Raw genomic sequence first — 19,045 nt, 5'->3', positions numbered from 1 at the left:
ACACAAGTTACAAAGGACGCCGTGATCACACGGTCCAATACAAGGGAATATATACATATGGCGGGCAACAGCGGTGGCCCCTGGGGGGGCGGAGGCTCCTCGGGTGGCGGAGGAAATCGGGGTAACAACGGGAACGGGCAACGCCCGCCCGAAGGCGACGGCCCGCAAATCCCTGAGATCGACGAGTTGATGAAAAAAGGTCAGGAACAACTGCGTGTCCTTATGGGCGGACGTGGCGGCTCTGGCCGTGGCGGAAACGGTCAAGGCTCGGGCGGGGGTGGTCCCATCTTTACCAAGGGGACGGTCCTGATCGGTCTTGTGGTCGGTGCTGTCCTGTGGGGCGCAGCAAGTTTCTATACTGTCAAACCCGAAGAACAGTCGGTTGAACTGCTTTTGGGTGAGTTCTCGGCCGTTGGTAATCCGGGCCTGAACTTTGCGCCTTGGCCCTTCGTAACGGCTGAGGTTATTCCGGTAACGCGCGAACAAACCGAAGACATGGGCGGCACGCGCGGCAGCGACGATGGTCTGATGCTGACCGGCGACGAAAACGTGGTCGACATCGACTATCAGGTCGTATGGAACATCAACGATCCGGCCAAGTTCCTCTTTAATCTGCGCGACCCACGCCAGACGATCCGCGCCGTGTCGGAATCGGCCATGCGTGAGATTATTGCGCAAAGCGAGCTGGCGCCGATCCTGAACCGTGACCGTGGTGTCATTGCTGAACGCCTGCAGGAACTGATTCAGACAACGATGGACAGCTACGACTCGGGCGTGAACATTATCCGCGTCAACTTTGACAAGGCGGACCCGCCGCAAGACGTGATTGCCGCCTTCCGCGACGTTCAGGCCGCCGCGCAGGAACGGGATCGTCTGCAGAACGTGGCCGACGCCTATGCCAACCGCGCTCTCGCGGAGGCACGTGGTGAAGCCGCTCAGGTTCTGGAAGAGGCCGAAGCCTACCGCGCGCAGCAGATCAACAGCGCGCAGGGTGAAGCCAGCCGCTTTATCGCGGTTCTTGAGGAATATTCCAAAGCGCCGGACGTGACGCGCAAGCGTCTGTATCTGGAACGGATGGAACAAGTTCTCGGCGACGTGGACAAGATCATTTTGGACGAAAACTCGACCGGGCAGGGGCAGGGCGTCGTGCCTTACCTGCCGCTCAATGAGTTGCGCCGCAATCAGGCTGAGGAGAGCAACTGATGCGTAAATCACCCCTTATCCTCATTGCCTTGGTGATCATTGGTGTCGTCGGCCTGTCTTCGATTTTTATCGTGGACGAACGTGAACGCGCACTGGTCCTTCAGTTCGGCCGCGTGGTCGCTGTCAAAGAAGAACCCGGACTGGCGTTCAAAATCCCGTTGATTCAGGACGTTGTCCGCTATGATGACCGCATCCTTTCGATCGACGTACAGCCGCTGGAGGTCACGCCTCTGGATGACCGTCGTCTGGTGGTGGACGCTTTTGCCCGCTATCGGATTTCTGATCTGGAGCAATTCCGTCAGGCCGTTGGTGTCGGTGGCATTCCTGTCGCCGAGGATCGTCTGGACCGTATCCTGCGTGCTGAAACGCGTGAGGTTCTGGGTTCGGTCTCGTCCCGCGACATCCTGAGCTCGGACCGTGCGGCGCTGATGCTGCGTATCCGCAACAGCGCAATCGCCGAAGCCCGCGCGCTGGGCGTCAACGTGATCGACGTGCGCCTGAAAGCGACCGATCTGCCGCAAGCCAACCTTGAGGCGACCTTTGACCGGATGAAAGCTGAACGGGAACGTGAAGCCACCGACGAACGCGCCCGTGGTAACGAGGCGGCCCAACGCGTGCGCGCGCAAGCTGATCGTACTGTGGTCGAGCTGGTCTCGGACGCCAACCGTGAGGCAGAGATCATTCGCGGTGAGGCCGACGCCGAACGTAACGCGATCTTCGCCGAAGCGTTTGGCAAGGACCCTGAGTTCTTTGAGTTCTACCGGTCTCTCTCTGCTTATGAGCGCGCGCTGGGCGGAAGCAACAGCTCGATGGTTCTGAGCCCGGATTCAGAGTTCTTTAACTATCTGAAGTCACCAACAGGACAGGCATCCCAGTAATGGGTATGATCCTTCTGGCCTTCGGGCTGGTGTTAATTGTCGAGGGGCTGGCCTATGCGCTGGCCCCTTCGCTTATTGAGCGGATGCTGGAGGCGTTGCGATCGCTGCCTGAACAAGCGCGGCGGCTGGCAGGGCTGCTCTGCGTAGTCAGTGGCTTTATCCTGCTGTGGGGCGCGTATCAGGTCGGCTTTTAGTACAGCAGTTTCAAATGCAAGTGATTTCCCCGCGATCCTCAGTTGCGGGGCTGCGCAAACCGACTACATTGGTTGGTAAGAGGGGGCGTTCATGCGCGATCCCCGAAGAATTGACGACAAGGAGTACCCAAGTGCAGGCACAAGCGCGCAGTATTTCCGTCCGGGCGGACGACAGTGTTAGTTTCATGCGGCTGATGTGGCTGGCTTTTGCAGGGATGTTGATAATCCTGGTGCAGACATCGGTGGCTTTCGCGCGGGGGGAAAGCCTTGCGCCGTTGGCGGAAAAGATCAGCCCGGCGGTGGTGAACATCACCACCTCGACCCTGATCGAGAACCAGACCGGCCCACAAGGTATTGTGCCTGAGGGCTCGCCGTTCGAGGATTTTTTCCGTGAGTTCCAGGACCGGGACAATAATGGTGAGAACGCTCCGCGACGCAGCAATGCTCTGGGCTCGGGGTTCGTGATCTCTGAGGACGGCTACATTGTGACGAACAATCACGTGATCGCCGAAGCGGATGAGATCTTGATCGAGTTCTTTCCCGGTGATGGTCAACCCAAGAAGGAATTGCCCGCCAAGGTAATTGGTACGGATGATAAAACCGATATTGCGCTGCTCAAGGTCGAGGCAACAGGGCCGCTGCAATACGTCAAGTTTGGTGACAGCGATATCGCTCGTGTGGGCGACTGGGTGATTGCGATGGGCAATCCCTTGGGGCAGGGGTTTTCGGTTTCGGCCGGGATCGTGTCGGCCCGCAACCGCGCGCTGAGCGGTTCCTATGACGACTACATCCAGACCGACGCGGCGATCAACCGGGGCAACTCGGGCGGGCCGTTGTTCAACATGGACGGCGAAGTGATCGGTGTGAATACGGCCATCCTGTCGCCCAATGGTGGCTCGATCGGGATTGGGTTTTCGATGGCCTCGAATGTTGTCGTGAAGGTCGTGGATCAACTGCGTGAGTTTGGTGAGACTCGCCGCGGCTGGCTGGGTGTTCGCATTCAGGATGTCACAGAGGATATGGCCGAAGCCATGGGTCTGGACAAACCGGGCGGCGCTTTGATCAGCGACGTGCCGGATGGACCGGCAAAGGACGCTGGATTGCTGGCCGGTGACGTGATCCTCAGCTTCGATGGGGTTGAGGTTGAAGATACGCGCGGCCTTGTTCGTCAGGTTGGCGAAACCACGGTAGGCAAATCGGTTCGCGTGGTCGTACACCGAGATGGCGGAACGCAGACGGTTCTGGTGACCCTGGGACGGCGCGAAGACGCTGAGCGGTCCGAGGAAAGCGAAGAAGAAACGTCAGAAGCTCCGGTTGAAGAAAACGCTGATATTCTTGGCCTTACGATTTCTCCGCTGACGGATGAACTACGCACCGATCTGGGCTTGGACGCTGGCGCAGAAGGTTTGGTGGTGACCGAGGTTGACGAAGCCTCGGAAGCCTATGCCAAGGGACTGCGCGCCGGTGACCTGATCACAGAAGCGGGCCAGCAGAAGGTAAGTTCGGTCGAAGACCTTGAGGCGCGAATGGAAGAAGCGCGCGAGGCCGGGCGGAAATCCCTGCTGCTTTTGGTACGTCGCGGCGGTGACCCGCGCTTTGTGGCCCTTAGCCTCGAGGAGTGACGAACAGCTTATCCTGATTGAAGGGCCGGGGCGTTTGCTCCGGCCTTTTTCTGTTCCGCAAAGAAGTGAGCCACACGCCGGGGAAGGCGCGTGGCTCTGATACAGGGAGAGGTCAGTGGACAGATATCGGGGATGATTCTCTGACCTCCTACGGTAACAGTTATGACCATAGTCTTAAGGGCCGCCGCCGTATGTGAAGCAGGTCACAACGGATCAGATCAAATCGGATTCCGCCAATTCACGCAGAGCCTCAAAGTCATGGATCATCAGGCCGCCGCGTGATGCCTCGACCACATTGTCGCGCTTCCAGGTTGAGATCGTTTTGGAAACCGCTTCCCGCGTCGCGCCGACGAACTCGGCCAGCTCGCTCTGCGACAGGGTGATCCGTTTGGCAGGGTCGTCCTGAAGGTCGGACAGGTGCAGCAGCTTACGCGCCAAACGAATGGGCATTGGCAGAAAGACCTGCTCATTCATTTGCGACCCCATCCAGCGCATACGCAATCCCGCAAGGCGGATCATATCGACTGCAAGATCGGGATGCTGACGGATCTGGTTCATAACATCGCTGCGCCGGACGCGCAGAACGCGGGACGGTTCGGCCGCCGCAATCGTGGCGGTGCGCGGCCCGTTGTCGAACAGAGCGATTTCACCGAAGATTTCGCCCGGCTTCATCAGGCTCAATGACAGTTTTCGTCCACTCATGGCTAGAAAAGACACTTCCAGCGTGCCTTCAGTGAGGGCGTAAAGGGAGTCTCCTTCGTCGCCTTGTTCAAACAGCGTCTCACCCTGTTCAAGCGAAATTTCCGTCGCCTGAGCAGACAGCATGGCCCTGAGCCTGTCAGATGCCTCGGCCAGAAAGCCGCTGTTTGGGATGGCGGTCATGTGGATGTGGTGCTCCGGCTGCCAATGGTGAGTGGTCCCACAACTTTCCACAGCTATGACGTTTAGCCAAGGATTTTATCAGTTTCCTAGGGTCAGGCGACTATCTGGCATCGGAATATCGGGCAGGGTGCAGGGGTTTTACTGGTGATCTGGGTCGTCCATATAGCTTTGCAACATGCTGAATTGGAGCATAAGGAAGACCATCAGCGCGATCGGAAACCCAAAGGTTTCGATTTTGACCCAGAGGTCGGTGGACATGGTCCGCCAGACCAGTTCGTTGGCCACAGCGAGTACGGCGAAACATCCGCATAGGCGACGGGTCAGGATCATCCAGCCCTCGTGTCGCATGGGAAGCATCTCGTCGAGGACATAGGCCAGATATGATTTTCCCTGCAGCAGGCCAATGCCCAAGATGATCGAGAAAAAGCCGTAGACCAGCGTGGTTTTCATTTTGAAGAACCGCTCGTCGTTGAACCAGGCTGTCAGGCCACCGAAGAAAATGACCATGACGGCGGTGAAAATCTGCATCCGGCTGAGTTTCCCGGTCAGGTACCACAGGACTGCCATTGCCGTCAGCATCAGGGGGACAAAAATGATGGTGGCGACAATAAAGCCCGAATACTCGGTGCCCGCGAACTGGAAACTATCGTCACGCAGGCGCAGGTAGATGAAGAAAAAAGCCAATGGTGGGCCAAGTTCCAAAACCTGTTTCAGAAACGGATTGATTTCTTTTTTACCTGTCATGTCGGTTTCCTGCTGCTTACCCGCCCATTTCAACTATTACGGCGCCCAATGCAATCAATGCCATTAAAGCGATCCGCCTTGGCCCGACGGTTTCTGTGAGAACAAGCCAGCCGACCAGGGCGGCGAATACAGTTGAGGTTTCGCGAAGAACGGCGGCCTCTCCCACCTTGTCCAGCCTTGTGGCCAACATGATGGCACCAAAAGACAGCGGGGCAATGATGCCGCCAGCCAAACCACGCAGCATCAACGGACCGAGCGCTGGCCGGTGGGGCATCGCACGCCACCTCAGGAAGGCATAAAAGGGCATGGTGGCACCGTCGATCATGAAGAACCAGGCCAAAAAGGTGAAAGGGTCGGCGGTCGCGCGTATGCCGTAAGCGTCGTATGTCGTGTAAAGCGCCACGAACAATCCGGTAGCGATTGCCAGCGTCAGGGCGATCCCAAGCGTTTCGCGGTTGGTTTCGAGAAAGCGGAAGTTATAGGCCGCCAGTCCGAATATTCCTGCCAGTAGCACTGCGACGCCCAGCCATTGGATGCCGGTAAAGGTCTCACCGAACAGAAGGTAGGCGCCGATAACGGTGAATAGTGGGCCAGTTCCGCGGACGACCGGATAGACGACGGTGTAGGAGCCCTTGGTATAGGCCATCGCCTGTAGCGTTTTGTAGATGATGTGGATCAGCCAAACGATGGCGAAAATGGGCCACATATAGGGTTCTGGCCACGGCACGACGAAAAAGGCAAATGGCGCGGCCATCAGGCAGTAGCACGCGTCGATAGCTCCGCGGGACAGCCAAGGATCGTGCCGGCCCTTTTGCAACGCTCCGAAAACCGCGTGCAGGAACGCCGCCATCAAAGCCAGTCCCAGCGCGAGCTGGTGGCCTGCTTCGGTGCCTTCGAGTGAGATCAGCCAGTCGCTCAAGTTTTGGATCTTTGTGTTGGGAGGAGAGGGTGGGGGGCTGTCTGCCCCCCACACCCCCCGAGGATATTTTAGGCCAGATGAAGGGGCGGATCAGCTTTGGTCAAGACCCGTGAGCGCGGCGGCGAATTCTTCAGGATCGAAGGGGGCGAGGTCGTCTATTTGTTCCCCGACACCGATTGCATGGATCGGCAGGCCAAACTTGTCCGCGAGCGCCACCAAGACGCCGCCCTTGGCCGTGCCATCCAGTTTGGTCATTACAAGGCCCGAGACATCGGCCAGCTTGCGGAATGTCTCGACCTGGCTGAGCGCATTTTGCCCGGTGGTCGCATCCAGCACCAAAAGGGTGTTGTGCGGAGCGGTCTCGTCGACTTTGCGGATGACGCGCACGATTTTGGCGAGTTCCTCCATCAGGTCGGCGCGGTTCTGCAGGCGGCCAGCTGTGTCTATCATCAACAGGTCTGCTCCGTCCTCTTGCGCACGTGTGAGGGCGTCAAAAGCGAGAGAGGCGGGGTCAGACCCTTCAGGAGCGGTAAGGACCGGCACCCCGGCGCGTTCGCCCCAGACCTGAAGCTGTTCGACGGCGGCCGCCCGGAATGTATCGCCCGCAGCAATCACGACCTTTTTGCCTGCTGCTTTGAACTGGCTTGCGAGTTTGCCGATTGTTGTGGTCTTGCCGGATCCGTTCACGCCGACCACAAGCACAACCTGGGGGCGCTTGGGATAGATCGGCAGAGGTTTGGCGACAGGCTCCATCACGCGCGAGACTTCCTGTGCCAGAAGCTGCTTGATCTCTTGGATTGAGAGTTTGCGGCCAAAACGGCCTTCGGCCATGTTCGAGGTGACGCGCAGGGCGGTGTCCACGCCCATGTCCGAAGCGATCAGCAGTTCTTCGAGTTGCTCCAGCATGTCGTCGTCAAGCGTGCGGCGAACTGCGGTTTTGGCCTCGTTCCGGTTGAACATCCGCGCAAGAACACCTTTGGACGGAGCTGCCTCTGGCGGCGGGGGGGCTGGCATTGGATCGACCGGGGCCGGCTCAGGGGCTTCGACGGGCTGGGGTTCAGGCTGCGGCTGCGGAACCTCCGGTACGGGTTCTGGCTGAGGCTCGGGCTCGGGGATGACTGGATCAGGGGCCGTCGTTTCTTCGCCGCCATCTTCGACGATGGCTTCCAGCCCCTGTTCGAGACGGGACGAGGATTTGAACAGCTTGTCCTTGAGCTTTGAGAAAAACGCCATTTTTGGTCTCCGCAGATGTTCCTCTCACCTAATGCGGATTTGAACCAGTTGCAAAGGGTCACAGAAAGGCAGTCAGCAGCACGGCCTGAGCACCCCAATACAATATCCACACCATGTAAGGGGTGAAGCGGAGGCTTGGATGATTTTGGGGCAGTAGGAACTTTTCCGTCGCCAGGATCAGGTCCGACGCGATAAAGGCCATCGCTGCGGGCAATGCCCAACGCAAAGGGCCGATCTCGGGCACCGCCAGTACTGCCAGACCCATGCCGAGGATGATCGGAATATACCCCAGGACCGGCACCTTCAACTCTCCGGCGCGTGGGGCGAGCAAGGTTGCGGCCACGATGCCCAATATGATCAGAGACCAGAAGAAGCCGGACCTGTCGAAGATAAGAGCCGTTTCGCTGGATGGATGGGACAAAAACAATGCGATATAGGCCAGATGTCCGGCAGCAAAGGCGCCGATACCGGCCATGAAGGTGGCGTCGGAGTCCCGTGACAGCAACGCATCGCCGACGGCACAGAATGACAGGGCTGCGATCAGCAAAAGGGGCGCACCCTGTAGTGCTGCAATAACCGCAAGGAATGCGACCGACAGTGTTTTCAGGACAGACCTTGGCCCACTTGCGGGTTTTGGCGTCATCGGCAAATAGGCCAGCGCACAGGCTGCGGCGATCAGGAACAAGGCGGTCATTTGGTGGCTCCCCCGTGTTTTGGTTTTTGAGCAGCGTCGCCGTGAAACCAGCAACACCTCAACCGGTTACGTCGGGTAAGCCGTTCGGTGCGCGCAGAGTTGGCGTTGCTGCACCACATCTGCCAAAATGATCTTATGCTGAGGTCTATCGCGATTCTTTTGGCAATGTCCGGTCCGGTTGTGGGCGCAGAGCCTGGTCTTTCGGGTTCGGAATTTGATGCATACACCCGTGGGAAAACACTGTTCTACGGGTTTCAAGGGCAGATTTATGGGGTTGAGCGTTACCTGCCAAACCGCAGAGTTATTTGGTCTTTTTTGGACGGAGACTGCAAGGAAGGCGTCTGGTACGAACAAAGTGGCCAGATTTGTTTTCTCTATGAGGATCGTTTGGACCCTCAATGCTGGCTGTTCACGGATTCAGGGAGCGGATTGATTGCTCAGTTCGAGGGAAATCCGGACCGAACCGAGCTGTACGAGGCCGATGAGATCGACGAAGAAATGGTCTGTTACGGTCCGGATGTCGGCGTTTAGCACCCTGTCAAAACAGTGACCCTTGGTCCGGCGTGTCCTTGGTCGGAGTCTTCTTTTGCGGGGGGCGCGACGGGTTTGCCTGACTTGTGTTTAGTGTGCCATCCGCGAACTCGATCTCGAATTCCGAGTGCTGTCCAGCCTGTTCTTTTGTCGTCAGGACATGTCCTTCTGCGCGCACTACCGCATAGCCTCTTTCCAGCGTCGCTTTGTAGCTGAGTGTTTCGCGCAGCCGGTCTGTCGCCTCAAGGTTCTGGCGCATCCGGTCAAGCCTTGCGGTCTGCGCGCTGGTCAGGCGTTCAGCCAGTCGCGCGACGTTGTTTCGCTGTGTTTCGATTTCGCGTTGGATCGGCCGCAGGGACAGCCGGGAGGACAGGTTACGAACAGCCTCTTGCCGCGTTGCCACCAGATTGCGCAGGGTCGAGGGGCGCAGATGGGCCGAGATTTCCACGACACGCAAACGGCGGTTCTGAACACTGCGGCCAAGCGCTGGGGCCAGCCTATCCGCAACAAGATCAAGGCGTTGGCGCGGGGTGTTCAACAAAGTGTCCGGGCGTGGCAAGGCGCGTGACAGGTCGCGCAAACGCTGGGCGCGGCGTTGAACCGCGTCACTGGCGGAACGGGACAAGCGCGCACCTTGCTCGCCGGTCCAGGCCAACAGCTCCATACGCACGGGAACCGCTAGTTCGGCAGCAGCAGTCGGAGTGGGCGCGCGTCTGTCCGAGACGAAGTCGATCAGTGTTGTATCGGTTTCGTGCCCCACGGCCGAGATCAGCGGGATGTCTGACGCCGCTGCCGCTCGTGCGACGGCTTCTTCGTTGAAGCCCCAAAGGTCTTCGATCGAGCCACCGCCGCGAGCGACGATGATCAGGTCGGGGCGCGGCAGGGCCCCTCCGGGCGTCAGTTGGTTGAAACCGTTGATCGCATTGGCGACCTCGGGCGCGCAGTTTGATCCTTGCACGGCGACCGGCCAGATCAGCACTTTGCGCGGAAACCGGTCGCGCAAACGGTGCAGGATATCGCGGATCACTGCGCCAGACGGGGATGTCACGACGCCGATGATCTGCGGCAGGTAGGGCAGAGGTTTCTTGCGTTCGGGCGCGAACAGCCCTTCGGCCTCAAGCTGTTTCTTGCGTTTTTCCAACAGCGCCATCAGCGCGCCTTGCCCGGCGACGGCGACCTCATCGACATTCAGGTTGTATTTCGACTGCGCGCCAAAAGCGGTCAGGCGGCCGGTGACAACGACCTCAAGCCCTTCTTCCGGCTCCACGGACAAGCCCGAGATCTGGCCTTTCCACGTGGTGCAGGCCAGCACGTTCCGGTCATCCTTGATGTCGTAATACAGATGGCCCGAGCGCGCCTTGAATACGCGCCCGACCTCGCCGCGCACACGGATTCGGCCAAATGCGCCTTCCAGCGTGCGCTTTACCTCTCCTGAGATGTCCGAAACGGTGTATTCGGGGGTGTTTTGGCCGGGAATGGGGTCGTCAAGCAGGTCGGACATTTCAGCGCCTTGTGTCAAATGCCTGCCCAGCTTAGAACGCGCGGCAGGCGAGGCCAAGCAGATCGGAGAGCAGTTATGAACATCCTTATTCTCGGAAGCGGGGGGCGCGAGCATAGCCTGGCCTGGGCGGTGATGCAGAACCCAAAATGTGATCGACTGATCGTGGCTCCGGGAAATGCAGGAATCGCACAGATTGCGGACTGTGCGGCGTTGGATATCGAAAACGGCGGCGCGGTTGTTAGCTTTGCCGAGGAAAACGCGATTGATTTCGTCATCGTCGGTCCCGAGGCGCCTCTGGCTGCCGGTGTCGCGGATCGGTTGCGAGAGGCAGGCGTTCTGGTCTTTGGTCCGTCGGCAGAGGCGGCACGGCTGGAAGCGTCCAAGAGCTTTACCAAAGAGATTTGCGATGCCGCCGGAGCTCCGACTGCGGCTTATGCGCGGTTTACCGAGGCCGATCCTGCCAAGGCCTATATCCGCGAGCAGGGCGCTCCGATTGTGGTTAAGGCCGATGGTCTGGCCGCCGGAAAGGGCGTGATCGTCGCGATGGATGAGCAAACCGCGCTGGAAGCGATCGACGATATGTTCGGTGGGGCTTTTGGCGGGGCAGGCGCTGAGGTTGTCATCGAAGAGTTCATGGAGGGCGAGGAGGCTTCTCTGTTTGTGCTGTGTGACGGTGAGAACATCCTGTCGGTTGGCACGGCGCAGGATCACAAACGCGTTGGCGAAGGTGATACTGGCCCGAATACAGGCGGAATGGGGGCGTATTCTCCGGCACCCGTTCTAAGCGCCGAGATCGAGGCGCGCGCGATGGATGAAATCGTGCGCCCGACGATGGATGAGATGAAGCGTCGCGGAACTCCGTTTCAGGGCGTGCTTTATGCCGGCCTGATGATCAAGGACGGGCAACCGAGGCTGGTGGAATACAACGTGCGCTTTGGGGACCCGGAGTGCCAAGTGCTGATGATGCGTTTGGGCGCGCAGGTGATGGACCTCATGCACGCTGCGGCCGAGGGGCGGTTGGCAGAGGCGCGCGTGAATTGGGCGGATGATCATGCGATCACCGTCGTGATGGCGGCAAACGGGTATCCGGGGTCTTATGAAAAGGGAAGTGTGATCAAAGGTTTGGGTGCGCTTCCTGAAGACAGTAAGAACATGGTTTTTCATGCGGGGACCAAAGCTGACGATGGTCAAATTCTGGCGACGGGTGGTCGGGTGCTGAATGTGACTGCACGGGGTGAGACTCTGCAGGACGCCCGCGACCGGGCCTATGAGATGGTGGACGGGATTGACTGGCCCGGCGGATTTTTCCGCCGTGATATCGGCTGGCGGGCGTTGTAGTCAAATTGCCGGGCTGCGCCCGACTTGATTGTTAGGTCGAGGGGCGCTGCCCCGCCGCCAATGGCGGCTCCCCGGGATATTTTTAGCCAGATGAAGGGCGGATCAGCAGGTGAGTGCCTTCGTCAGGTCGTTGCGTTTTCTAAGGGGGCCGATGTTGGTCATGTGCCAGCCGCTTTTGTAAGTAACGCTGATAATACTGCTCCAGTCGGCGCTGGTGACGATTATTTCCGGGCCGTTGCCGCAATCGCGGATACCGCCAGAAATGAAATCCTCTCCGATCTTGTGGTTTGTCAGGCCGGGGAGTGATGCGATTTCGGTGAGTGCGCCATCTTTGAAGCGCCAGATGCGTAGTGTTTTGGCCAGATGGGGGCGGTCGATATAGGCGATTTCGATATAGCCGTCGCCGTCCAGATCGGCTGCGCCGATTGGGGCGAGCCAGCGGAAACGGGTGCCGATATGGGGTGTGGCGGCGATTTTTTCGCCGAGCGCGTTGTAGACCGCAAGCTGAGCGCCGGTTTGATTCTGCGACTCGACGACCATCACTTCGAGAGCGCCGTCCAGATCAATGTCCACCAATCTGGGAGCAAGGTCTTCAAACACGCGGTCCAGCGGCAGGGAGACGGTTAATATTTCACCGTCAACCATGAGTTCTAGCGCACCGTATTCTACGTTGTCCCCCAGAACACCGTGTGGATACCGCGTTGTCGGTTCGGTAAATTGGGCAGCCGTTATCGTGTTTGCGATCGCGTCGGTCGCTGTCCCCGTTAGCCACAGGCTCGACGCCAGCAGCGCGCCGCGAGTCCCGCTTTGCCACAGGCGAGCGGGCAGGCGCGGCGCTTTGGGCTGCATCAGATCTGCTTTTCGGGCATCTGCACGACCAGACCGTCCAGCTCATCCGTGACCTTGATTTGGCAGGTCAGGCGCGAGCGGGCAGGGTCGGGTTCAAAGGCAAAGTCCAACATGTCCTCTTCCATGTCGTCCTTGGCTGGAACCTTCTCGACCCAGTCGGGGTGGATATAGACGTGGCAGGTCGAACAGGCGCAGGCGCCGCCGCAATCGGCCTCGATGCCGGGAATGTTGTTGTCACGGGCCCCTTCCATGACGGTCAGTCCGTTGGCGACCTCGACTGTATGCTCGGTACCGCCATGCTCGACATAGGTGATCTTTGCCATTGCGTGCGTCTTCCTTTTTCGATTGTCGAATTCTTCCTTAGTGAAGGCATTTAGGTCTGACCAGCCTCATTTGCGACTCGACGTGCCGTGTCTGGACTTTCCAGCCGTATGTTCTATTTTTGTTCTTATGCTTGTTGCCCCTGTTCGCCCTGCGGTTTCAAACCGAGACTGGCCGCGCCCGCCTGCCTGTCTTCCAGCTAAACGGCTGGACGACCCGCCCGAAGGCGCGCGGGTTGCCGTCGCCGGGCTGGTGATCCTGCGGCAGAGGCCGGGGACGGCCAAGGGGGTGATTTTTCTGACGCTTGAGGATGAGACCGGTATCGTGAACGTGGTGGTCTGGCGTGCGATCTACGAACGCTTTCGCCGCGCCGTGATATCGGGGCGGTTGTTACGTGTCACGGGGCGGATGCAGCGGGCGCATTCGGTGACCCATGTGATCGCGGAAGAGATCGAGGATATCTCGGGCATGCTGGATGTGCTGGTGCGGGGGGAGGAGGCATGTGCTCATCGCTCTTAGAGGCCATATTCCCGCCTTGCCCACACGCCTTGCCTGATGCAAACTTTTGTGCGGAGGACGCCTGTTTCGCGGCCAAGTCGATTGGCAAGCGGACCAGCGCGGCGTCACGCTTTGGGAGGAACGTGCCATGCCAACCAAAACCGAGGGTTCCACGCCACCCGACAACCTGACGCCGCAGCAGCAGGACATGCCCAAGGTCAACAAGATCACAGCGGAGGATATCACCGAGTCGCTGAAGGCGGGGTTTTCCGATTTTCTGGCGCGCCCAATTATGAGCGGATTCTTCGGCCTGTTTTATGCGGTTTTCGGGCTTTTATTTGTTTGGTGCCTGGTTTGGCTTGGCAAAATCTGGATGATCATTCCTGCCGCCGTAGGCTTTCCGCTGATTGCACCTTTCGCGGCTGCCGGGCTCTATGAAATGTCCCGCCGGTTGCAGGAGGGCAAGAGTTTCGGCTGGTCTGAAATCCTCGGCGTGATGGCCAATCAGCGCAAGCGTGAAATGGGCTGGATGGCCTTTGTGACTCTGTTCATTTTCTGGGTGTGGATTTATCAGGTACGGCTTTGGCTGGCGATTACCCTTCAGAATGCTTCCTTTTCGGATTTTGAAGGGTTTTTAAACGTCGTGTTCTACACACCGCAGGGATGGACCTTTCTTGCCATTGGCACTTGCGTCGGTGCCTTTTTGTCTGGGGTTCTGTTCTCGGTAACGGTTGTTGCCATGCCGATGCTGCTTGATCGGGAGACAAATTTTGTGTCCGCCATGCTGACCTCCATTCGCGTTGTGACAGAGAACCCGGTCGTCATGCTGGGCTGGGCGGCAATCATCTCGGTCACTATGCTATTGTCGATGGCTCCGGCGTTTCTGGGTCTGGTGTTCACCCTTCCGATTCTTGGGCACACAACGTGGCATCTCTATCGGCGTGCGGTTTCACCAGCAGAGGGGCGTTCTGACGCGCCACAGCCATGAACAAATGAAAACTTCGGTTGGCTTACCGCTTGAACAAAACCTCTTGTGACTGCTTGCTTCTGTGGTCACCGCGCAATTCGGCATGCAGAGCGCGCCCGGCCTGAACGCCCGGACGTGCGCTGACAGTCTCAAGCCAGCGCGTGAAGTGCGGCTTATCTTCCAACACCTGCTGCTGTCCTTCCCAGAGGCTGGCCCATCCCCAAATCGACATGTCGGCGATGGAGTAGAAATCACCCGCAACATACTCGTTCTCGGCCAGCCGACGATCGAGCACTGCGTACAGACGCCCAACCTCGGTGCGGTAACGATCTTTCGCGTAGGGCAGATCCTGCGGTGGATCCATTTGAGGGGCGTATTTCAGGAAATGATGCGCTTGACCCGCCATTGGTCCGACGCCACCCATCTGCCACATCAGCCATTCCTCAACCGCGACACGGTCGCGTTCGGTGGTTCCGTAGAACCGACCGGTCTTTCGGGCCAGATACATCAGGATCGCACCGCTCTCAAAAACCGAGATTGGCTGGCCATCCGGTCCGTCCGGGTCGACAATTGCGGGCATCCGGTTGTTCGGAGCGATCTTCAGAAACTCGGGGTCGAATTGGTCGCCCTTGCCGATATTGATCAGATGAGTTGTGTATGGCAGGTCCATCTCTTCCAGCGCGATGGATACCTTCCAGCCATTTGGCGTGGGCCAGAAATACAGATCGATCATGATGTCTCCTCAGGTTGATAGGATCATGAGGCTTTCTGAACGAAGGGCAACAGTTCTTGTGGTCGGGCAGTGCAAGTTACGGCGTCACCGCGTTGAACCCGACTATTCGCGTCTGCTTGTTATCGCGCAAGATGTTGTGGTGCGGTTGTGTCGCAGCGCTATGACACATCGGCGCAGGGAAGGTTTCAGAGCCGTGACGTCGCGCCCGTCAGGGTTGACGTGCTGGCAAGTGAGGCGTATGCGCAACGCAATACGTGGCGATTTGTTACCGGATTGCGGGCCACGCTAAACAACACCGCTAAAAGGTCAGGATGAAAGGCCCCTTTCGCTTGACCGCGTCTGGGGTTTTTTTGATGCCCTTGCCAGACAAGGGCCGAGAGGAATGACATGAGCGAGAGCTGGAACAAACGCACCCAAGCCGTCCACGGCGGCATTCGTCGCAGCCAATATAATGAAGTGTCCGAGGCGATATTTCTGACGCAGGGCTTCGTGTATGAAAGCGCTGAACAGGCCGAGGCGCGGTTCATCGAAACCGGCCCGGATGAGTTCATTTATGCCCGCTACGGCAATCCGACCGTATCCATGTTTGAACAGCGCATCGCCGCGCTTGAGGGTGGTGAAGACGCATTTGCCACCGCCTCTGGCATGGCAGCGGTCAACGCGGCGCTGACCTCGATGTTGAAGGCCGGGGATCACGTGGTTTCGGCCAAGGCGCTGTTTGGCTCCTGTCTCTATATCCTTGAGAACATCCTGACCCGCTTTGGCGTTGAGGTAACCTTTGTCGACGGCACTGACCTGGATGCTTGGAAGGCCGCGATCCGTCCTGACACAAAGGCCGTGTTTTTCGAGTCCATGTCGAACCCGACGCTCGAAGTGATCGACATCGCGGCGGTGGCCAAGCTCGCCCATGCTGTGGGTGCGACCGTCGTCGTTGATAACGTCTTTTCGACCCCGGTCTTCTCGCGTGCGATCCAGCAGGGCGCGGATGTGGTGGTCTATTCTGCGACAAAGCATATCGACGGGCAGGGGCGGGCGCTTGGCGGCGTCATCATCGGGACCAAGGACTTTATTCGCGGAACCGTGGAGCCGTATCTGAAACACACCGGAGGCGCGCTCAGCCCGTTCAACGCGTGGGTAATGCTGAAAGGTCTGGAAACGATGGCTCTGCGGGTCAACGCGCAGGCTGAGTCCGCGCAGATCATTGCCGAGGCGCTGGAAGGGCATCCCGCGCTGGAGCGCACATTGTACCCCGGCCTTAAAACGCACGCGCAGAACGCTTTGGTTCAGTCCCAACTGGGCGGCAAGGGCGGCACTGTTCTGTCGCTGGACATCAAGGGCGGGAAAGAGGCAGCGTTTGCCTTCCTTAACGCGATGGCGATCCCGGTGATTTCCAACAACCTTGGTGATGCAAAGTCGATTGCAACCCATCCTGCAACGACAACCCATCAGCGCCTGAGCGATGCGCAAAAGGATGAGTTGGGGATCACACCGGGCCTGATCCGCTTTTCAGTCGGGCTTGAGGATGCGGGCGACCTGCTTGCCGATATCAAGCAAGCATTGGACGTTTCTCAGCGATAAGGGGGGCTGCTGGGCTGATATCCTGCGCTATGTCGTATAAGTGTGCAGGGGGCAAACCCTGTTTCCTGCACAGAAAATCGATCCGGGCTGCGTTTTGGTGCGTATACGGTTACACTGGAAAACACGCCAAAGCTGTATATAGTCCGGCGACCAACCCGAGGAGCCCTCTCTGATGAACGTGCACCCCCGCGACATTAACGATGCACCCGACCATGACGAGGCTGCGGCCGCGCTGAAAGTGTTGCGCAAATGGGCGGAATCCGCGACAGAGACAGAGATCAGCCAGCTCGATCCCGCTATCGCGCGTCTTGTGCCGGGGTTGGTTCCGGTGAACTATCCCTCACTGTCTCGGGAATACCCCGAGGATTTCAAAGTTGACCCCGAGTATCGCGCCACGCTGCCCGATCTTCAAAACGGCCCGTCCAGCCTGATCCGTGGCGCGAAGCAGCAAATTCAGCATGTCGGTATCTCGAACTTCCGCCTGCCGATCCGATTTCACCGCAAACAGGGTGAAGACCTGACACTTGAGACGTCGGTCACCGGCACGGTCAGCCTTGATGCTGAGAAGAAGGGCATCAACATGTCCCGGATCATGCGCTCTTTCTACAAACATGCCGAGCGCACGTTCAGCTTTGAGGTCATGGAGGCCGCGCTGGACGACTATATGACTGATCTGGACAGCTTTGATGCACGGATTCAGATGCGGTTCTCGTATCCCGACAAGGTGAAAAGCCTGCGGTCCGGCCTGGAAGGTTATCAGTATTACGACATCGCGCTGGAACTGGTTGAACAGAATGGCGTGCGCCAGAAGATCATGCACTTGGATTACGTCTATTCCTCGACCTGTCCCTGTTCTCTGGAACTGAGCGAGCACGCTCGGTCCACGCGCGGACAACTGGCGACGCCGCACTCGCAGCGCTCGGTCGCGCGGATTTCTGTTGTCGTGGATTGCGACGCAGACTGCCTGTGGTTTGAAGACCTGATCGAACTGTGCCGCCGTGCGGTTCCGACTGAAACTCAGGTGATGGTCAAGCGCGAAGACGAGCAGGCATTCGCAGAACTTAACGCGGCCAATCCGATTTTCGTCGAAGATGCGGCCCGGTTATTCTGCGCCGAGTTGTTGGCGGATCATCACGTCGGTGACTTCCGCGTTGTTGCCAGCCATCAGGAAAGTCTGCACAGCCACGACGCTGTGTCAGTCCTGACCGAAGGTCCGACGTTCGTGGCAGCCAGCTTGGACCCGCGGTTGTTCACGACCCTTTTCCACGTCGGGTGACCTTCGCGGTGAGTTAAAAAAGTCTCAGAATCTGTTTGGAGGCGGGATTCTGCCGCAGTGCAGCAAAAAATGCTGCGAATGCACGGTGTTTCAAGCTACACTCGTGCGTAATGCAGCCGTGGCATGTTCCGCTTTTTAGAGGCCGTTGCCACTCCAAAGGAAGCTGAGACGTGCGACGCCCTAGCCTGCAAAATAATTCATTCCGCCTGAGAAATCGGGTCGGACAGGGCGGTTTTCTCTTTCGTAAGCTGCATAGTTTTCAGAGGAGAGACTACCTATGAACCCGATTTCCCAACCGCTGGAATTTCAGGCTGCTGCCATTCGTATGGCTGGCTATGCGGTTAGTAACCAGATGAAAATAATGCAAATTTTGGCGCGTTCAGCGATGGATTTGCCCTTTGCGTCGGTACATGCCCTGCACGCGTCGTCGTCGGTTCCGGCACCGGCAAAGCCTAAGGCGAAGCCCAAGCCAAAAGCCAAACCTGCGGCCCGTGCCACAAAAACCAAGACTGTTCAGGTCGCAAAACCGAAGCCCGTCGTGACGGCAAACGCATCAGCCAAGCCGAAACCCGAATCGGCTGCACCAACAACGCCAGCCAAGGCGAAGCCAGCAAGCGCAGCCGCAAAACCTGCCGCTAGACGCCCAGCGGCCAAACCTGCAACCGCCAAAGCGCCAGCACCCAAACCAGCAACCGCCAAGGCGCCAGCACCCAAACCAGCAACACGAGCGGGCCGGACCACAACGCCAAAGCCTGCCGCGCCCAAAGCAACACCTGCAAAAACCAAACCTGCAGCGACTGCCGAGGCGACGCCTGCGGTTGCCAAGGCAGCACCAAAGCCCGCCGCGACCAAAGCCAAGGCAGCGCCCACTGTGGCCAAGCCTGTTGCGCCCAAGGCTGCTGCAAGTGCCGCAAATCCCAAAACGGCGACCAAAACAGTCGCAAAAAAGGATGAAACACCGAAACCTGCGGCACCCGTTCGGCGTACAAGGTCTCCGTCCAAGCCGCCGGCAATGCCTGCCCCGGTTAGCAAAACGGATAAGTAAAACCGGACTATAGCTTGACACCGTCGTGCAGGCGCGCCA

General features: G+C 58.6%; 20 protein-coding genes and 1 riboswitch. Of the genes, 10 read left to right on the top strand and 10 right to left on the bottom strand.

Going from position 1 to position 19,045, the window contains the following annotated elements; all coding sequences use genetic code 11:
- Positions 1–57 precede the first annotated feature (57 nt).
- The 4 genes from hflK to ACR0LH_RS06455 all read left to right on the top strand — a co-directional run bounded on the left by hflK (position 58) and on the right by ACR0LH_RS06455 (position 3,897).
- Positions 58–1,203 (top strand): FtsH protease activity modulator HflK, encoded by a 1,146-nt coding sequence (gene hflK / locus ACR0LH_RS06470; RefSeq protein WP_170793824.1) that lies wholly within the window; start codon positions 58–60, stop codon positions 1,201–1,203.
- Positions 1,203–2,081, top strand: coding sequence for a protease modulator HflC (hflC, locus tag ACR0LH_RS06465; protein ID WP_170482680.1), 879 nt, complete (start codon positions 1,203–1,205; stop codon positions 2,079–2,081). The genes hflK and hflC overlap by 1 nt, the downstream gene beginning before the upstream one ends.
- Positions 2,081–2,275, top strand: a complete 195-nt coding sequence (locus ACR0LH_RS06460; protein ID WP_170562767.1) for a DUF2065 domain-containing protein — start codon at positions 2,081–2,083, stop codon at positions 2,273–2,275. The genes hflC and ACR0LH_RS06460 overlap by 1 nt, the downstream gene beginning before the upstream one ends.
- Positions 2,276–2,460: 185 nt before the next feature.
- Positions 2,461–3,897, top strand: a complete 1,437-nt coding sequence (locus ACR0LH_RS06455) for a Do family serine endopeptidase (protein ID WP_480720686.1) — start codon at positions 2,461–2,463, stop codon at positions 3,895–3,897.
- Between the two features lie 213 nt (positions 3,898–4,110).
- Here the strand turns inward: ACR0LH_RS06455 and ACR0LH_RS06450 are convergent, their stop codons facing one another.
- The 5 genes from ACR0LH_RS06450 to ACR0LH_RS06430 form a co-directional block, all read right to left on the bottom strand.
- Positions 4,111–4,779, bottom strand: coding sequence for a Crp/Fnr family transcriptional regulator (locus ACR0LH_RS06450; protein WP_170482670.1), 669 nt, complete (start codon positions 4,777–4,779; stop codon positions 4,111–4,113).
- Between the two features lie 138 nt (positions 4,780–4,917).
- Entirely contained in the window at positions 4,918–5,523 is a 606-nt protein-coding gene (locus ACR0LH_RS06445; protein ID WP_170562776.1) for an inner membrane-spanning protein YciB, read from the bottom strand.
- A 16-nt stretch (positions 5,524–5,539) separates the two neighbouring features.
- On the bottom strand, positions 5,540–6,442 hold the full coding sequence (locus ACR0LH_RS06440; protein ID WP_480720172.1) for an EamA family transporter: 903 nt from the start codon (positions 6,440–6,442) through the stop codon (positions 5,540–5,542).
- A gap of 90 nt (positions 6,443–6,532) precedes the next feature.
- A complete protein-coding gene (gene ftsY / locus ACR0LH_RS06435; RefSeq protein WP_480720170.1) occupies positions 6,533–7,675 on the bottom strand; it encodes a signal recognition particle-docking protein FtsY in 1,143 nt (380 codons plus the stop codon).
- 58 nt (positions 7,676–7,733) lie between these two features.
- Positions 7,734–8,369 (bottom strand): lysoplasmalogenase family protein, encoded by a 636-nt coding sequence (locus ACR0LH_RS06430; RefSeq protein ID WP_480720169.1) that lies wholly within the window; start codon positions 8,367–8,369, stop codon positions 7,734–7,736.
- Between the two features lie 135 nt (positions 8,370–8,504).
- Between ACR0LH_RS06430 and ACR0LH_RS06425 the strand changes: the two genes are divergently transcribed.
- Positions 8,505–8,900 carry a hypothetical protein gene (locus ACR0LH_RS06425; protein ID WP_170777776.1) on the top strand — a complete coding sequence of 132 codons (396 nt, stop codon included), beginning with the start codon at positions 8,505–8,507 and terminating at the stop codon, positions 8,898–8,900.
- A gap of 7 nt (positions 8,901–8,907) precedes the next feature.
- On the opposite strand, the gene xseA is transcribed toward ACR0LH_RS06425, so the two are convergent.
- Positions 8,908–10,401, bottom strand: coding sequence for an exodeoxyribonuclease VII large subunit (gene xseA, locus ACR0LH_RS06420; protein ID WP_480720167.1), 1,494 nt, complete (start codon positions 10,399–10,401; stop codon positions 8,908–8,910).
- Between the two features lie 75 nt (positions 10,402–10,476).
- On the opposite strand from xseA, the gene purD reads away from it, so the two are divergent.
- Positions 10,477–11,739: a phosphoribosylamine--glycine ligase gene (purD, locus tag ACR0LH_RS06415; RefSeq protein WP_480720165.1), complete on the top strand. Its 1,263-nt coding sequence runs from the start codon at positions 10,477–10,479 to the stop codon at positions 11,737–11,739.
- A 102-nt stretch (positions 11,740–11,841) separates the two neighbouring features.
- Here the strand turns inward: purD and ACR0LH_RS06410 are convergent, their stop codons facing one another.
- Positions 11,842–12,588 (bottom strand): FG-GAP repeat domain-containing protein, encoded by a 747-nt coding sequence (locus ACR0LH_RS06410; RefSeq protein ID WP_480720163.1) that lies wholly within the window; start codon positions 12,586–12,588, stop codon positions 11,842–11,844.
- Positions 12,588–12,911 carry a 2Fe-2S iron-sulfur cluster-binding protein gene (locus tag ACR0LH_RS06405; protein ID WP_170383687.1) on the bottom strand — a complete coding sequence of 108 codons (324 nt, stop codon included), beginning with the start codon at positions 12,909–12,911 and terminating at the stop codon, positions 12,588–12,590. The genes ACR0LH_RS06410 and ACR0LH_RS06405 overlap by 1 nt, the downstream gene beginning before the upstream one ends.
- A 127-nt stretch (positions 12,912–13,038) precedes the next feature.
- On the opposite strand from ACR0LH_RS06405, the gene ACR0LH_RS06400 reads away from it, so the two are divergent.
- Positions 13,039–13,428 (top strand): OB-fold nucleic acid binding domain-containing protein, encoded by a 390-nt coding sequence (locus tag ACR0LH_RS06400; RefSeq protein ID WP_170562797.1) that lies wholly within the window; start codon positions 13,039–13,041, stop codon positions 13,426–13,428.
- Positions 13,429–13,555: 127 nt separating this feature from the next.
- Positions 13,556–14,395: a DUF2189 domain-containing protein gene (locus ACR0LH_RS06395; RefSeq protein WP_480720161.1), complete on the top strand. Its 840-nt coding sequence runs from the start codon at positions 13,556–13,558 to the stop codon at positions 14,393–14,395.
- A 22-nt stretch (positions 14,396–14,417) separates the two neighbouring features.
- Here the strand turns inward: ACR0LH_RS06395 and ACR0LH_RS06390 are convergent, their stop codons facing one another.
- Positions 14,418–15,107 (bottom strand): glutathione S-transferase N-terminal domain-containing protein, encoded by a 690-nt coding sequence (locus ACR0LH_RS06390; protein WP_170777780.1) that lies wholly within the window; start codon positions 15,105–15,107, stop codon positions 14,418–14,420.
- Between the two features lie 244 nt (positions 15,108–15,351).
- Positions 15,352–15,429: riboswitch (SAM riboswitch) on the top strand.
- 65 nt (positions 15,430–15,494) lie between these two features.
- Here ACR0LH_RS06390 and metZ point away from each other — a divergent pair.
- Complete coding sequence (metZ, locus tag ACR0LH_RS06385) at positions 15,495–16,685, top strand: O-succinylhomoserine sulfhydrylase (RefSeq protein WP_480720160.1); 1,191 nt, start codon at positions 15,495–15,497, stop codon at positions 16,683–16,685.
- A 172-nt stretch (positions 16,686–16,857) separates the two neighbouring features.
- The gene (gene folE2 / locus ACR0LH_RS06380) at positions 16,858–17,961 is read left to right on the top strand and encodes a GTP cyclohydrolase FolE2 (RefSeq protein WP_480720159.1); all 1,104 of its coding nucleotides are present in this window, start codon (positions 16,858–16,860) and stop codon (positions 17,959–17,961) included.
- A gap of 513 nt (positions 17,962–18,474) precedes the next feature.
- Here folE2 and ACR0LH_RS06375 read toward each other — a convergent pair.
- A complete protein-coding gene (locus ACR0LH_RS06375; RefSeq protein ID WP_480720157.1) occupies positions 18,475–18,963 on the bottom strand; it encodes a hypothetical protein in 489 nt (162 codons plus the stop codon).
- Between the last annotated feature and the right edge of the window lie 82 nt (positions 18,964–19,045).

The organism is Ruegeria sp. CL6, assembly GCF_056536465.1.
Note: the sequence above shows the minus strand (reverse complement) of the source record. Positions and strands in the feature narration are given on the sequence as shown.